Below are 16,365 nucleotides of genomic sequence, written 5' to 3' on the forward strand. Positions count from 1 at the left end.
TCACTGTTCCCTGTAACTAAGAACTTTGAGTAGCCAGGGTAGAACGTTGATTAGTGAATTTTTCTTTTGGTAACTTCGATGGTGATTGTGGAACATTGGCGTTCAAAATTTCCATATTAAATCGGTATCCAACATTGCGGATAGTTTGAATTAAATTGGGTTGACGCGGATCAAGTTCCACTTTTTTGCGTAATGATAAAACGTGAGTATCAATAGTACGCGGATTATCAATAGCATCCGGCCAAGCACGGCGCAGTAATTCCGACCTACTTAAAGGTGTTCCACCTGCTTGCGCTAACACATACAGCAAACTAAATTCCTGGGGTGTCAAATCTATAAACTCCCCTTGGAAACGAACACGGCGCTGTACTAAATCAATTTGTAAAGTGCCATAATCTAAGTAAGCTGGTGCAGTTGGTGTCCTTCGACGGCGAATTAAAGCTTCTACTCTAGCCAGAAATTCTTGCATTCCGAAAGGTTTGCTTAAATAATCATCTGCTCCTGCTTTCAAGCCAGTAACAATATCCGCTTCGTTGTTACGGGCAGATAACATGAGAATTAAAGGCTGTTGTTGAAGATGTAACCAACGGCAAAATTCAATCCCATCTCCATCTGATAAGTCCGCATCTAAAATAACCAGAGTTGGTTGATGACTGAGAAAGACTTCTCTTGCTTGGTAAATACTAGCGGCCTGATGGACGCGGTATTCTAGTTGTTGCAAGTGCCAACCCAGTAACGACCTCAGATGGGGATTCCCCTCAATGATTTCAATACAAACCGAACCCACAGTGGCAAGACCCCTTAGCGTCGATGACTTTCAAATTAACAATCTCAAGCTGAAGGTTTTGTAGTCTTTGTTACGTCCCTTACTATTATCTTTACATTTTCCCAAAGAAATCCTTGCAATAAATTTAAATATTTAAAAATATCCCCAAAAATATCCCCAAAAATGTCTCAAAAACTTAATGATATTTTAGCTTTTCTGATGTCTAATTTTCTGGGTTTAAAATAATTTGTTCGCAAGACTGAGCCAAAATTTTTTTTTCATCCAGCACCTAACCCCAGGATTGTAGTAAACTAGAGTAGCAATCTATCAGAAGGTATATTTATTTTACAATTCCAATTTTTCTAAGTCTGACGGCACGGAAAATTTGCATGAAACTCAAATAAGCCGATGCTGTTGCCAACTTTTAAAATTGTTTAATTCCCAGCTAAAACATAAAAATAGTTTACATAACTATCCTTGACTAAGTTTCCCCATTAAAATCTAATCAGCAGGTTTTTAGCTGCTGGGGGGTCTGACCCAACGTCAAAATATTAACTTTGGGTTAATACTAAAGAAGGAAGTCAAACTTCACTTTCAAGCGTGAATCATATACAATTCCCATTCTACAGAGATTAACACAGCAGTTATGCTCCAAGACACACAAACCATTCGCTATTACCAAAGACTTACTGACGCCTTCGTCGAGTTATGGAATCGCGGTTATCGTACGGATGATATGCGGATGTATTTGGATGGATTTTTAGCCGCACTGCGACAGAGTAACGCCATTGAACCTTATCTGATTCACCGGTTAGAGGAGGAAGCAAGCCGTTACTTGTACGATGGGTCAAATTTCGCAATGGTACAACCAGAACCAGAACCACAGCACGGATACTACTAAATACCGTTAATTGGTTTTTTGATTACTACCGCACATCACCGCAGATGATTATAGCATAATTTTTGCATTGGTCAACTGTATCCAACGGTATGAAATTTTGTAAATACTGTATTGAAAAGGTGTATCCCCTTAGCATTATGCGGCTGAGGGGATTTTTGGGTGATACGAATATTAAATATGATTAGAATTCTTGACTCAACTTTAAGAGAAGGTGAACAAACGCCAGGGGTATATTTTTCTCCTGATAAAAAATTATATATTGCTCAAATGCTAGATCAGATTGGGGTTGATATTATTGAAGTTGGAAATCCTGCTGTAGATAATGAAATTGCCTTAGCTATTCAACAAATTGCTCATGCTGGCTTGAAAGCAAAAATTGGCGCTCATTCACTATGTAGAATAGATAATGTGCAAAAGGCTTTAGATTGTGGAGTGAATTTTTTAGGTATATTTTTTAGTGTTTCTCAAAAAAGATTAGAAAATGATTATAATATCTGTTTAAATCAAGCAATTGAGAAAATAGTAGAAGTAATTAGTTATGCAAAATTACAACAACCGGATTTACTAATTAGATATACACTAGAGGATACTGTGCGATCGCCGATAGAAAATGTTATTGATGCGGCTAGTGCAGCGGTAAAAGCGGGAGCGAATATCATTAGTATTGCCGATACCACAGGTTACGCTACACCATTTCATCCCTATCGCAGTATTTATTTTCATGTTCAAACTTTAAAAGCAGAATTAGGAAATCTTGGGTTATTTCCGCAAATAGAAGTACATTGTCATAATGACAAAGGTTTAGCATTAGCAAATGCCCTAGATGCTTATCGAGCAGGTGCTGATATTATTGATGTAGCTATCATGGGACTAGGAGAAAGAGCAGGAGTGGTTGATTTAGCAGAATTACTCATAAATTTAATAGATATGGGAGAAGAAGAAAAACTCTGGCAACTTACCTATTTAAGTAATTTATATAATTTTGTGAGTGAAAATTCTCATATTCCTATTCCTCCCCATCAACCAATAACGGGTAAAAATGCCTTTACTCATTATGCAGGTGTTCATGTTAAAGCTATAGCTAAAGATGAGAGATTATATCAAAGTTTAGATCCAGAAATTTTAGGTGTAAAAAGTAATTTAGCTTTAGGTATGCAGTCAGGTTTTGCAGCTATTGAATTAGCTATGAAAAAGATCGGTAAAGAAGAGTTAGCTAAAGATAAAAATTTGCTTGCTCAAATTCTACAAGAAGTTAAAGAAATTGCCAAAAGAGGTACATCAATAGATATTGAAAAAGAATTACCATATATTGTAGATCGCTATTATAAAAATCCTACCACAAATAAGGAATAATTATTCAGCTATCAGCTTTTTCGACTTACGTCACCAATAATTTGGGCTTGCTGAATAAATCTCAAAACATTACAGGTAAACGATTTTAGCGATTTTGACTTTCAAAAAATGCAAGCTTTGATGAGGTGAGAACTGAAAAACCTTGCATTTAATTCCTGCTTCAAGGAAAAATAGTTCCCATCCAACTCTTGAAACTGTCACCTGTCACCTGTCACCTGTCACCTGTCTCCACGACAAGACTTTATCAGCAAACCCTAATTTTTTCTGATATCTTCTGACTCCTAACTTTTTACAATTAGGATTCAGGAATTAAGAATTAAAAATTATCTTAATTTCCTGTTTCCTTTGTAGAGAAAATATTAGGAAGCTATCGCTATTTCTACAGCTTCCTGCAACTCACCTTTTTGATACATTTCAATCAAAATATCAGAACCGCCTAGAAATTCGCCGTTGATGTAAACTTGGGGAATTGTTGGCCAGTTGGAATATTCTTTAATACCTTGACGAATTTCATTGTCATCAAGAACATTAATTGTTTCAAAAGGAACTCCCAAAGCATTAAGAATTTGCACTACATTATTAGAGAAACCACATTGGGGCATTAATTTAGTCCCCTTCATGAAAACCATAATTTTGTTTTCTTTGATTAATTTCTCAATTCTTTCTTTTACTTCTAAAGTCATGATTTCCTAGTTCCTTATGGCTGATTTACTGAGGTTAAAAGTGAAGAGTGAAGACAATCCTAGATTTTTCTTGATTTTGATTTTCACGTCCAAATCTAAAATCTCCAATCTAAAATCAATTAGTTGCTAAATAAACTTAGGGAGTGGATGTTTTCAGAGCCAAAGCATGAATAGCTTCTGTGGACATAGCTTCTTGCAAAGCACCATAAACTAACTGGTGTTGTTTTACCAGTCCTTTACCCGCGAACTGTGATGAAACTACTGTAACTTGATAGTGATCACCACCACCAGTTAAGTCTTGCACTTCAATTTGTGCGTCTGGCAGTTTTGCCTTGATCATTTCCTCAACTTGCTGTGGAGTAACCATTATAATTCCTAAAAAAACTTACTTTTCTATTATTATCAGGGAATAGCAAATGGGGAATAGGGTAAACTGTTACCTATTTTGATCCTTGTCGGGGATAGGCTGTATCTACGAAACCCAACTCAAAAAGTTGTTGATAGGCTTTTTTACCTAATTCTCTTGTGGGGTTTTGGCTTTTGATGATTTGAATTAACAACGGTACAGCAAGTTCTGGCTGGTTTAAAGCCCTATGCACCAATGCTAACTGATAGGTGGCTTCGTCACGCTTTTGGGCTGTTTCTAGGGCTTTTTGGCGTTGAGAATCTGATACTCTGATATCAATACCTGAAAAACTGGCGTTTAAGTCTTGGTAAAAATTGGATAGCTGATTGTAAACTTGTCTTGCTTCTTGGAGTTTTTTAGCGGCTAGGGCGTAATTTTGACCAGAAACAGCCTGTTCTGCTTCTTTCATTAAACGAGATCCTCCTGCCATACTTAAAAAGCTATCATTTTGACTAGAAGGACGGAGAGTATTTGGTTGATCAGCATCTATAGGTTGTGCTTGGTTATTGGTGTCTGGTAACTGGATTACCTGAGCTTGTACAGGAGTGAGGAAACCAAGAACGACTATAAGTGATAAAGAAGTAGAAGCAAAGTTCATGATTTGAATTATTGTAGCAAGTCTATAAAAAAATTATGGAAACTTTGGGTATCTTAACTCGGTTTGTGCTTCAGATACAGCAAACTTGGATCACAACTTTTTCTGATTTAGACTGAACATAAGTTAGATATAGTTCCTGTTACCCCGTATTTTTATCGAAGTATTCCATGATGAGTGATAACTTGAGTTCTCCCAATTCTGAAACCGTAGGTGTACCCACAAGCAGCCAAGGTGTGGTTTTACAACGTGGTGGAGAGGAATTAATTTTAGAAAAAGCTGCTGATCGTTTTACACTCCGTACTACTAACAATTTTCCCCGTGAACAATTAGTTCAAGGAACTTGGGGCGTTTGGCGGCGGAATATTCCCAAAGCCAACCTAGAGCTATTTACGGTTGAACCTAGCCAGTTAGAAGCGGTTATGGTTCAAGTCAGGGCTGATGAAAATGTTGTCTTTGCCAGTCATGTTTACAGGTTAAAAGATAATCCTGGAACTTATGTTTATTTAAGTGATCAAATTACAGTCCAATTTGCAGCTTGGGTAGATGATGCCAAGATTAATATTATCGCTGCCACATTTAGACTAATTAAAAATCGGCCAGTTTTAGGTTTGGATAACACATTTATATTTTTAATTAGTAAAGAAGCAACAGAAAATCCCATCAAAATTACTAATCAATTACAAGGAATAGGGGAAGTTTTAGCGGCTGAACCAAATATTTTTATTCAACAAGAACCCCATTATCAACCTAGTGATTCTCTCTATTCTCAGCAGTGGTATCTTAACCATAATAGTGGTAATCAGTTAGGTGTAGGTTCTCATATTTCTGTAGAACAAGCTTGGGATATAACCCGTGGTGTACGTTCTATAGTTGTGGCAGTTGTGGATGATTCTTTTGATTTACATCATCCAGATTTTCAAGGTGCGGGTAAAATTGTTGCTCCCAGAGATTTAAAGGAAAAAGATTTTTTACCTTTACCTGGTGAAAAGGAAACCAGTCATGGTACTGCTTGTGCGGGAATTGCCGTAGCCGAAGAAAATGGTCAAGGAATAGTGGGGGTTGCTCCCGGTTGTGCGTTTATGCCAATTCGCACTACTGGTTTTTTAGATGATGAATCTATTGAAGAAATTTTTAATTGGGCAATTACTAATAGTGCAGCTGTAATTTCTTGTAGTTGGGGAGCTTCTGCGGTTTATTTTCCTTTATCTTTACGCCAAAAGGCGGCTATTACTCGCGCTGCTACTCAAGGCAGAAATGGTAAAGGATGTGTAATTATTTTTGCGGCGGGAAATGCTAATCGGCCTATTGATGGCACTATTAATGAGAATAATTGGCCTAAAAATATCTTACAGGGTAAAACAGCTTGGTTGAGTGGTTTTGCCATTCATCCTGATGTAATTGCGGTTTCTGCGTCTACAAGTTTAAATAAAAAAGCTGCTTATAGTAATTGGGGCGAAAATATTTCTGTTTGCGCTCCTAGTAATAATGCTCCTCCAGGAATGTGGTTTCAAGAAACGGGTTTTGTTTACACTCAACCAACTATTAATACTGCTTTATCTGGGTTGGGAATGTTTACTACAGATCAAATCGGTGCTGCTGGTTATAGTCCTGGTAATTTTACTAATAATTTTGGTGGTACTTCTAGTGCTACTCCGGTAGTAGCAGGGGTAGCGGCTTTAATATTATCAGCTAATCCTCATTTAACTGCCCAACAAGTTAATCGAATTTTACAAGAAACAACTGATAAAATTGTTGATCCTGAAGCTGATCCACAATTGGGTTTACGGGGTGGTACTTATGATAGTAATGGTCATTGTATATGGTTTGGTTATGGTAAGGTAAATGCGGCTAAGGCTGTACGTGCAGCACAACAATCAAGGAATATTAAATCAACTGTTAGTGGTCAATTTAGGTTAATAAATAAAAATCAACAAGCAATTCCTGATCATAACAAATGGGGAATTATTAGTGCGATAACTGTGAGTGAAAATGTCTATGTTTCTGATATTCAGGTGAAAGTAAATATTAACCATGATTTTTTAGGAGATTTAGAAATTTATTTAACTGCTCCTAATAATCAACAAATATTATTGCAAGGTAGAACTTTAGGCAGACAAACTGAGTTAACTAGGAATTATACCGTGCGATCGCACCCTGTTCTTAAAAAATTCCTGGGTGTTTCTGCTAGGGGAAATTGGCAATTACAAGTAATTGATACATCTCCCCAAGATGTTGGTAAATTGAATAATTGGGAATTAGTAATTGGCTATTAAGCTATCAGCAGTCAGCTTTCACTAATGAATTGAAATATTTTGGGGTTTAGCATTGCTAAACCCCTACTGCTAACTATCTACTTTTTGTTCTTGGTACAATTTTTTAAACAGTGCTTGCTGTTTCTGATGATCTACAATTGGGGCAGGATAATTAATGCTACTAAGTTCTAAAGGGGGAATTTTACCACTAATTAAATATGGTGTATCTACAGATTTTAATTCTCTTACCCATTGTCTAATATATTCCCCATCAGCATCAAATTTCTGTGCTTGACTTGCTGGGTTAAATATCCTTAATGGTTTGGGGTCCATCCCACTAGAAGCACTCCATTGCCAACCTCCATTATTAGCAGATAAATCACCATCAATGAGTTTCTGCATAAAATATTTTTCTCCCCATTGGGGGTTAATCATTAAGTCTTTGGTTAAAAAACTAGCAACTATCATTCTACATCTATTGTGCATCCAGCCTGTTTCATTTAACTGTCGCATGGCAGCATCAACAATTGGATATCCGGTTTTTCCTGCACACCAAGCCTGAAAATGTTTTTCGTTATTTCGCCAAGGAAAGTTTTTAAAAACATCTCGATACGCACCTTGGGCTAATTCTGGAAAGTGATACATTGCGTGTTGATAAAATTCCCGCCAAGCTAATTCTTTCTGCCAAGTAGTAATATTATTTGTGACTTCTTCACTATTACTATTTGCTAATAATTCTATGGTTGTTTGCCAAATTGTTCTAATTCCAATCACACCAAATTTCAAAGCTGGACTTAATTGGGATGTACCATCAATAGCGGGATAGTTTCTTTGTTCATCGTAACTATTAATGGTTTTATTAGTAAAACTTGCTAACTTTTCCTGTGCTGCTGTTTCTCCTGGTGGAATGATTAATTCTCCATCCCAATTAAAACCTAAATCTGCTGCTGATGGTAAATTGATAACTCCTGATTTTTTAGCTATTTCCTGTTCTGAATCCGTTAAATTTTCGCAGTTTTCTAAAATCGCAACTGGTTTATTTTTAGGTTTACTATTCCAGTTTTTCCAGAAAGGTGTATAAACAGTATAAGGAGTTTGTGCACCACTAAAAATCTCATCTGGTGAATGTAATAGTTGATCCCAATTTTGCTCAAGGGTTTGAATTCCTTTCTCTTTTAATGCTAAATTTACATCATGATCTCGTATTTGTGCGTAGGGTTCTACATCCCAATTCCAAAATACTGCTTTTGCGTTTAATGCTTCAGCTAATTTAGGAATAGCTGTGATTGGATGATTATGTAAAATTAATAACTGACTACCAGCTTGGATATATCGCTGTTGTAAAGACTGCAAACAACCAATCATGTAAGCTATTCTAGCTGGTGCAACATCATCAGAGTTTAAAATATGCGGATCTAAACAAAATACACCTACAACCTTTGCGGTTTGTTTTCTAGCTGCTGCTAGTCCGGTATTATCGGAAATACGTAAATCTCGACGATGCCAAAATAAAATTAAATCAGACATTTGCTTAGTTTTTAGTTTATTTGTACTGTAACACTGTTAATGATAATATTAAGTATACTTTTTTAGTTAACCTTTATATTTATATATAGGAATAATATTTGATTTTTAAAGATAGTGATTTTATTGAAAAAATAGTTACTTTCTAAGTAGCACTATATTTTTGTGTTTGCTTATAATATTAATAATAACTTAGGTCTGCTCCTGTAACCTAAATTAATTACATTACCGTGAATATTCGGTTGTTAAGATTTTAGTTTTTGACATTAAATATTAAAATCATACTAATATTCTTAATCCAATCCTCTGTATATGAGAAACTTATTCTCCTGGAGACTGATCCCTTCTGATGCTGAGTTTTCAAGTTTTTGGGAAACAGCTACCTTTGTTTTTGATACAAATTGTCTCCTAGATTTATATCGCGTATCTCGTCCTACTGTAGAAGATTTCCTAAAAATATTAGAACATCTGCAAGATAGAATTTGGCTACCATATCAAGTAGCTGACGAGTTTTTAAACCGGCGAGAACAAGAAATTGATCGTGAGGCTGCATCATTTCAAAAAGCCTTATTAGCACTAGAAAAATGGACATCTGAACAAAAGAAATTCAACAGTCTTCGAGGTCAACTAGGTGAAGCAGGAAGAATTGTAGCATCTGAATTAGAGTATTTGTTTGATAAACAGACAAACTATCTTGATGCAGTAGATGAGCTAGAGATGGTTTTTCGGGACAAGATAAATCAGCTTAAAAATACTCATTTTCCCTTTGATGCAGACAATGACATAATTTTGGAAAGAATTCTCTCAATATTTGATGCAAAAGTGGGAGAACCATACGATGAGCAAACTTTACAGAAATTATATAAACAGGGAGAAGATCGGTACAAAAAATTACAACCTCCTGGATTTGAAGACGCTAAGAAGAAGGAAGATGAACGAAAGTATGGAGACTTCATTCTTTGGAAACAAATATTAGATTTTGCTAAAAAAGAAGCTCGACCAATAATTATTATTACTAGTGAGAAAAAAGAAGATTGGTGGATAAAGAAAAATGGAGAGATTATTTCTCCACACATAGAACTAAGAAGAGAATTTCATGAATATGTGCAACAGCCATTTTGGATGTACAGAACTCAACATTTTTTGGAAATGGCAAAGGAAAAATTTACCGTTGAAATTAATCCCAGATCAATCGAAGAAACAAATGTAATTGCTGATGCTGAATTAGTAGATGAAGAAGATGATATTGATCAAGTAATTTCAAAAAGTATTTATTCTTCATCAAAAAAAATAATTGAGCAAATGAAACCACCAATACCTGATTTACAAAGCCAAAGATTAATTGAACAAATGAAATTATCAATACTTGATTCACAACTTCAAGGATTAATTGAACAAATCAAGCAACCAATAATACCTGATTCACAAATTCAAGGATTAATTGAACAAATGAAATCACAAATAATACCTGATTCACAAATGCAAAGATTAATTGAACAAATTAAGCAACCAATAATACCTGATTCACAAATGCAAAGATTAATTGAACAAATGAAAAGATTAAATAATGACTGATTCACAAATCAACCCCTCACAAACCCAATAAAACCCTTCAAGCCTCTTTGCGACTCTGCGCCTTTGCGTGAACATAAAAAATATTCATCCCTCCTCACCCCCGCGAATAGAGAAAACTTTGTAGACTATATTAATAAACTTTATATTTCTTATTAGAACTGGTGCAAGAAGACTTTCGCTTAATCGTTGACTTAGTTTCCGTATTCGCAGTAGCGGCCTGTGGTGGACTCCTAGCCGCGCTACTCAAACAACCCGTACTGCTGGGATATCTAATTGGGGGGATGATAGTTGGGCCAGCAGGACTGGGACTAATTAAAGAAGTTGTCCAAGTCGAAACCTTGGCACAATTTGGTGTAGCTTTTTTACTCTTCGCTTTAGGTGTAGAATTTTCCCTAGCAGAACTGAAAAAGGTTAAAGCCATAGCTTTAGGGGGTGGAGGACTACAAATAATCCTCACCATCCTGATCACAGTTTTGGTATGTGGTGTTACAGGTCTGTGGGATGCGTTACCGGCTAAAGGTGTATTTTTGGGTTGTATTCTCTCCCTCTCTTCCACAGCGGTTGTTCTCAAATGTTTGATGGAACGAAATGAGACGGAAACCCCCCACGGCCAGGTGATGCTAGGAATTTTAGTAGTTCAAGACCTCGCACTGGGTTTAATGCTGGCCGTGTTACCTGCACTGAATGAACCAGGGGAGGTTATTGGTGTAGCGATATTAACAGCTTTAGTTCGGATTGCTTTATTTGCTGCGGGTGCTGTAGCTGCTGGTATTTGGATAATTCCACCGTTATTAAGGTTAATAGCACGGACGGAAAGCCGGGAATTATTTTTACTGGGGGTTGTCACCTTATGCTTATGTATTGCTTTACTAACTGAATATTTGGGTCTTTCCATTGAAATGGGAGCGTTTGTGGCCGGGTTGATGATTTCTGAGGTGGAATACGCTGATGAAACCCTGACCATTGTTGAACCTTTGCGAGATATTTTCGCGAGTTTGTTTTTTGCAGCGATTGGAATGTTGATTGACCCGGTATTTTTGTGGCAAAACCTAGATGTGATTTTGGTTTTGGTGGTTTTGGTTTTTTTAGGCAAGTTTATAATTATCACACCTTTAGTGAAAATATTCCGTTATCCTTTGAAAACTGCTTTAATTGCGGGTTTGGGGTTAGCACAAATTGGGGAATTTTCCTTTGTACTGGCTAGTGAAGGTCAGGTTTTGGGGTTGGTTTCCCGACGGATATATCTGTTAATTTTGGGAACTACTGCTGTGACTTTAATGCTGACTCCCTTTGTGTTGCGATTAGTCCCATTTTTATTTAATTTGGCTGAGACGATGCCGTGGTTAAAACCCTATTTAGTAGAAGAACAAACGCGAGATTTTGCGGAAGATATACCTCGAAAAGATCATATTGTGGTTTGCGGTTATGGACGGATTGGGAAGAATTTGGTGCGGTTGTTGCAGTTATATGATTTACCTGTGGTGGTAGTTGATCAGTCAGAAAGCAGAATTCAACAGTTACGAGATGCGGGTATTCCTTATGTTTATGGTAATGCGGTGAGTTTTCATGTGTTGGAAACTGCTGGGGTAAATCATGCGAAGGGTATGGCGATCGCTCTGCCAGATCCTGCTAGTATTCGTTTATGTTTAAAACGGGCTTTGGAATTGTCCCCAGAATTAGATTTAGTGGTGCGTGCTACCCAGGATAAAAATATTGAGGTGCTTTACCAATTGGGTGCGCGGGAGGTGGTACAACCGGAATTTGAAGCTAGTCTAGAAATGGCTACCCATTTACTCACAGATGTGGGTTTATCCCCAGAATTGGTACAGTTGAAAATGCAGGAAATACGCCAAGATCATTATTTAGATTTGCGTTCAGAACGTTCTGCGGCTGAGGTTTCCCAACATTTACAACAAGTTACTCGTGATTTAAACCGTCGTTGGTATGATTTACCTGCTGATTCTCCCTTAATTGGGATGACTTTGGAAGAAGCAGATATGCGCTATCTAATTGGTGTGAGTTTAATGGCTATTCGTCGCGCTGATGGCACAGAGATAGATTATCCCCAGAGTCAGATAAAATTAGAAAATGGCGATCGCTTGTTGGTTGTGGGTGCGACAGAAGAATTAGCAGCTTTAGCAGAATTTGCTCAAGGTAATGCAGCTGTACCCAGTGAAACTAATGCCTGTCAGTGGGTGACAGTTCAAGCTAATTGTCCAATTTTAGGAAATAAAATCGCTGATTTAACCACTGATGAACATTATGATGTGAAAGTGGCAGCAATTCGGCGAGATGGCAAGTTTAGCCGCTTTCCCCATGAGAAAATTGATTTAAAAATAGGTGATCAAGTGCTGCTGTGCGGTAGTTTTTCTCAACTGAGTCAGTTACAACAATGGTTTACTGCTGACTGTGGAATACCATTAGCAATTCCTATGATTGGAGATGAAAAGGCAGAAACGGTAACATAGTTTCCACCTACTGATTATTTACTTAAAACTTTCTAACTGCGAGCTTTCATATAAGCGATCGCTAGTTTCCAAACGATAGTTTTTTCTTCATTAGCATCTACAATACAAACACAATTAATATCTTGCCAAAAAACCTTACCTGTGATCACATCGCCACTCATCAGTTTAAATTCTACAGAGGTTTTTTCCTTGATCCAATTTTGTAATTGTCGAATACTGGGTAAAGTAGTGTCAAAATCAGTTGCTGCCATTTTTATTAGGTAATGGGTAATGGGTCATGGGTAATGGGTAATAGGAGAGAAACTTATTTCCTGATTACCAATTACCAACCTTATTGGACAATGTATAAATTAGTAAACACATATCTGTAATAATTCATCTAGGGAAAAATGGCAATAGAATTTACTAAGTATCACGGTTTGGGTAATGATTTCATTCTCATTGATAATCGTTCCTCATTAACACCAGTCATTACACCAGAAAAAGCTATCAAATTGTGCGATCGCCATTTTGGTATCGGTGCTGATGGTGTTATTTTCGCACTTCCTGGTCAAAAAGGAACAGATTATAGCATGAGAATTTTTAATTCTGATGGTTCAGAACCAGAAATGTGCGGTAACGGAATTCGCTGTTTAGGAGTATTTTTAACTGAGTTGGAAGGCATATCCCGGACTAAAGATTTTTACACCATTCATACTTTAGCTGGTACAATCACACCCCAACTCACAGATGATGGTCAAGTTAAAGTAGATATGGGTTCACCCCGGTTATTAGCTCAGGAAATTCCCACCACCCTTGCATCCGCTGACAGTAAAGTCATTAATCTACCTCTAGAAGTCGCAGACAAAACCTGGAATGTTACCTGCGTCAGCATGGGCAATCCTCACTGTATCACCTTTGTGGATGATGTCGCAGCCATTCCCCTAGAAACCATCGGGCCCAAATTTGAACATCATTCTGTTTTCCCCCAAAGAATCAACACAGAATTTATTCAAGTTGTCAACCGTAATTATTTAAAAATGCGGGTATGGGAAAGAGGTGCAGGAATTACCTTAGCTTGTGGAACAGGTGCTTGTGCTTCTTTGGTTGCTGGGGTTTTGAATGATCAATGCGATCGCACTGCTACTATAGAATTACCCGGTGGATGTTTGGAAATTGAATGGTCAGAAAATGACAACAAAATCTACATGACAGGGCCAGCCGAAAGAGTATTTACAGGTAAGTTCTAACCTGTTGGGTGAGCATTGCTCACCATTGAATACTTTATATATTTAGTGTTTGCTTAATTATTTTTAACTAAATTTTTCTTGACAACTAATATACTTAGATTTTAATCTACAGAAAGATTAGTATTTTTGGCAAACCTATAGTGGGGTCGAAAACCCTGGGGGGTCCGCCAAATCGCCAGAACCTTGATAATTAAATAGTTTCAGCGTTTCATCAGTTTCAGTTGGCTGCACACCCGAAGCCTGAAATGAGGTTTTTGATCAGGTCTGCCAAAATCGTCTCTGGATTCCGCTCCCAGATTATGTTTCAGATGGCGGAGTTTCCAAACAAATAATCCCCGCAAGGGGACTGAAACGTTTAAATTATCCTTACATGGCAAGTCTTTTAAAAGTTTCCAAACAAATAATCCCCGCAAGGGGACTGAAACCAAATGTTCGGGATTGACACATAGATAATTACTACGTTTCCAAACAAATAATCCCCGCAAGGGGACTGAAACGTCAACAAATTGAACGCTGTATATATTGTTGTGGAGTTTCCAAACAAATAATCCCCGCAAGGGGACTGAAACGATTTTTTAGCCATTAGATTACCGCCATTTGAAATGTTTCCAAACAAATAATCCCCGCAAGGGGACTGAAACCGGCCACCTGCTGTTAATACCGCTTCACTGTGAATGGTTTCCAAACAAATAATCCCCGCAAGGGGACTGAAACTGTCTACATCGCTGGAAAACAAATACTCGCTAACAGCGTTTCCAAACAAATAATCCCCGCAAGGGGACTGAAACATATTCCACATTCACGCATTGCAGTCAATGGTATGGGTTTCCAAACAAATAATCCCCGCAAGGGGACTGAAACTTAGCAGGATTAGTTATTTATCTGGTTAAGTTAGTTTCCAAACAAATAATCCCCGCAAGGGGACTGAAACAACAATCCACCTTTTCCTCACGCCAAGACGCAAAGACGCAAAAGGGATAAAATTCAGATCTCCGACTTCTGACGTAAATTCATCATTGATAAACCAGATCAAAAAAGAAGTTAGTGATTTTGTATGAAAGTAGTTTTTAAAAACTTTTTACCTGAACAATAACATCTAATAAAATTAATAAAACCTTAAAATCAACATCTTAAATCATGAAAATCCTGATTTAGACAAAAAATGAAAATCATAGTTTTTGGTAGCATCAATATAGACCTAGTAACCACCACCCCCCGTTTACCAATTCCTGGAGAAACATTAATAGGAAATAGCTTTTTCACAACCCCAGGTGGTAAAGGTGCAAACCAAGCAGTTGCATTAGCAAAACTAGGAATTCCTACCCAAATAATTGGTAGAGTTGGTAACGATAACTTTGGGTTAGAATTAATCAACAACTTAAAAAATTGCGGTGTACAAACCGAAAATATTTTCATTGATGAAACTGTAAATTCTGGAATTGCAGTTATTACTGTAGGTCAAAAAGGTGAAAACAATATTATTGTGATTCCCGGTGCAAACGCAAAAGTTAACCAAGAAGACATTAACAAATTATATCCCTTATTACCAACAACAAACGCCATACTTTTACAATTAGAAATTCCCATAGATACAGTTATTCAAATTGCCAAAATTGCCCAAAATACTAACATTAAAATTATCCTAGATCCTGCACCAGCGCAAATATTACCAGAAGAAATTTATCCATTAATTGATATTATCACACCCAACGAAATCGAAGCCAGTCAATTAGTAGGTTTTGCAGTCACCGGAGAAGAAACCGCAGCCAAAGCAGCCGAGATTTTATTACAAAAAGGTGTCAAATGTGCAATCATTAAATTAGGAGCAAAAGGTGTTTTTTGTGCAACTAAACAAGAGAGTTTTTACATTCCAGCATTTTCAGTTCAAGCAATAGATACAGTTGCAGCAGGTGACGCTTTTAATGGTGGTTTAGCAGCAGCACTTTTTCATCAAAAACCTTTAAAAGAAGCAGTAAATTGGGGTGCAGCAACAGGTGCATTAGCAACCACAAAATTAGGAGCGCAAAGTTCTTTTCCTGATAGAATTACATTGGATAAATTCTTAATTCTTAATTCTTAATTCTTAATTTCCTCGTTCCCATACTCTGTATAGGAATGAATTATTCAAGGTTGTACCTTGAGTGAAGTGAGAGTCAGAGACTGGGAACGAGAACTACTAAAACCCTATATCTTCATTCCATAATTCTGGTTTTTCATTAATAAATTCACTCATCATTTGTTCACATTCATCAAGATTCAAATCCACAACTTCCACACCATGAGAAACCATAAACTCCTTCGCACCGGGAAAAGTTCTTGACTCACCCGCAATTACTTTTCTAATTCCAAATTGCACCACCGCACCAGCGCACAAATAACATGGCATTAAAGTAGAATATAAAGTTGTACCTTGATAATTACCAATTCTCCCGGCATTTCGTAAACAATCAATTTCCGCATGGGTGACAGGATCACCATCTTGAACCCGTTTATTATGTCCTCTACCAAGGATTTTACCATCTTTGACCAAAACAGACCCAATGGGAATTCCACCCTCATTTCTGCCTTGTTTTGCTTCGCTAATTGCAGCTTGCATAAACTCATCCATTT

At 37.1% G+C, this 16,365-nt stretch carries 14 protein-coding genes and 1 CRISPR repeat array; of the genes, 7 read left to right on the forward strand and 7 right to left on the reverse strand.

The genetic code is table 11. The annotated features are described in order from the left end of the window. Positions 1 to 16 precede the first annotated feature (16 nt). Positions 17 to 787, reverse strand: coding sequence for a response regulator transcription factor (locus WJM97_RS01890; RefSeq protein ID WP_353931377.1), 771 nt, complete (start codon positions 785 to 787; stop codon positions 17 to 19). A 625-nt stretch (positions 788 to 1,412) separates the two neighbouring features. Here WJM97_RS01890 and WJM97_RS01895 point away from each other — a divergent pair. Both WJM97_RS01895 and WJM97_RS01900 read left to right on the forward strand, forming a co-directional pair. Continuing rightward, positions 1,413 to 1,667, forward strand: coding sequence for a DUF6761 family protein (locus WJM97_RS01895; protein WP_353931378.1), 255 nt, complete (start codon positions 1,413 to 1,415; stop codon positions 1,665 to 1,667). A 177-nt stretch (positions 1,668 to 1,844) separates the two neighbouring features. Then, positions 1,845 to 3,020, forward strand: coding sequence for a 2-isopropylmalate synthase (locus WJM97_RS01900; RefSeq protein WP_353931379.1), 1,176 nt, complete (start codon positions 1,845 to 1,847; stop codon positions 3,018 to 3,020). Between the two features lie 359 nt (positions 3,021 to 3,379). Here the strand turns inward: WJM97_RS01900 and grxD are convergent, their stop codons facing one another. The 3 genes from grxD to WJM97_RS01915 form a co-directional block, all read right to left on the reverse strand. Beyond that, complete coding sequence (gene grxD / locus WJM97_RS01905; protein ID WP_353931380.1) at positions 3,380 to 3,703, reverse strand: Grx4 family monothiol glutaredoxin; 324 nt, start codon at positions 3,701 to 3,703, stop codon at positions 3,380 to 3,382. Between the two features lie 136 nt (positions 3,704 to 3,839). Further along, on the reverse strand, positions 3,840 to 4,070 hold the full coding sequence (locus WJM97_RS01910) for a BolA family transcriptional regulator (RefSeq protein ID WP_353931381.1): 231 nt from the start codon (positions 4,068 to 4,070) through the stop codon (positions 3,840 to 3,842). A 73-nt stretch (positions 4,071 to 4,143) separates the two neighbouring features. Further along, positions 4,144 to 4,707: a hypothetical protein gene (locus tag WJM97_RS01915; protein ID WP_353931382.1), complete on the reverse strand. Its 564-nt coding sequence runs from the start codon at positions 4,705 to 4,707 to the stop codon at positions 4,144 to 4,146. A gap of 170 nt (positions 4,708 to 4,877) precedes the next feature. Between WJM97_RS01915 and WJM97_RS01920 the strand changes: the two genes are divergently transcribed. Next, the gene (locus WJM97_RS01920) at positions 4,878 to 6,980 is read left to right on the forward strand and encodes a S8 family serine peptidase (RefSeq protein ID WP_353933086.1); all 2,103 of its coding nucleotides are present in this window, start codon (positions 4,878 to 4,880) and stop codon (positions 6,978 to 6,980) included. A 69-nt stretch (positions 6,981 to 7,049) separates the two neighbouring features. Here WJM97_RS01920 and WJM97_RS01925 read toward each other — a convergent pair whose 3' ends face one another. Further along, the gene (locus WJM97_RS01925; RefSeq protein ID WP_353931383.1) at positions 7,050 to 8,486 is read right to left on the reverse strand and encodes an FAD-binding domain-containing protein; all 1,437 of its coding nucleotides are present in this window, start codon (positions 8,484 to 8,486) and stop codon (positions 7,050 to 7,052) included. Between the two features lie 309 nt (positions 8,487 to 8,795). Between WJM97_RS01925 and WJM97_RS01930 the strand changes: the two genes are divergently transcribed. Then, a complete protein-coding gene (locus WJM97_RS01930) occupies positions 8,796 to 10,058 on the forward strand; it encodes a PIN-like domain-containing protein (RefSeq protein WP_353931384.1) in 1,263 nt (420 codons plus the stop codon). A gap of 161 nt (positions 10,059 to 10,219) precedes the next feature. Then, complete coding sequence (locus WJM97_RS01935; protein ID WP_353931385.1) at positions 10,220 to 12,526, forward strand: cation:proton antiporter; 2,307 nt, start codon at positions 10,220 to 10,222, stop codon at positions 12,524 to 12,526. 32 nt (positions 12,527 to 12,558) lie between these two features. Here the strand turns inward: WJM97_RS01935 and WJM97_RS01940 are convergent, their stop codons facing one another. Next, complete coding sequence (locus tag WJM97_RS01940) at positions 12,559 to 12,777, reverse strand: RNA-binding protein hfq (protein WP_353931386.1); 219 nt, start codon at positions 12,775 to 12,777, stop codon at positions 12,559 to 12,561. A 138-nt stretch (positions 12,778 to 12,915) separates the two neighbouring features. Between WJM97_RS01940 and dapF the strand changes: the two genes are divergently transcribed. Both dapF and rbsK read left to right on the forward strand, forming a co-directional pair. Beyond that, positions 12,916 to 13,755: a diaminopimelate epimerase gene (gene dapF / locus WJM97_RS01945; protein ID WP_353931387.1), complete on the forward strand. Its 840-nt coding sequence runs from the start codon at positions 12,916 to 12,918 to the stop codon at positions 13,753 to 13,755. A 316-nt stretch (positions 13,756 to 14,071) separates the two neighbouring features. Further along, positions 14,072 to 14,686: direct repeats of the CRISPR family, unit length 37 nt; unit sequence GTTTCCAAACAAATAATCCCCGCAAGGGGACTGAAAC. Positions 14,687 to 14,917: 231 nt separating this feature from the next. Then, on the forward strand, positions 14,918 to 15,835 hold the full coding sequence (rbsK, locus tag WJM97_RS01950) for a ribokinase (protein WP_353931388.1): 918 nt from the start codon (positions 14,918 to 14,920) through the stop codon (positions 15,833 to 15,835). 96 nt (positions 15,836 to 15,931) lie between these two features. Here rbsK and WJM97_RS01955 read toward each other — a convergent pair whose 3' ends face one another. Then, on the reverse strand, positions 15,932 to 16,363 hold the full coding sequence (locus WJM97_RS01955; protein ID WP_353931389.1) for a nucleoside deaminase: 432 nt from the start codon (positions 16,361 to 16,363) through the stop codon (positions 15,932 to 15,934). Positions 16,364 to 16,365 lie beyond the last annotated feature (2 nt).

This window comes from Okeanomitos corallinicola TIOX110 (genome assembly GCF_038050375.1).
In the GTDB taxonomy this organism is placed as follows: domain Bacteria; phylum Cyanobacteriota; class Cyanobacteriia; order Cyanobacteriales; family Nostocaceae; genus Okeanomitos; species Okeanomitos corallinicola.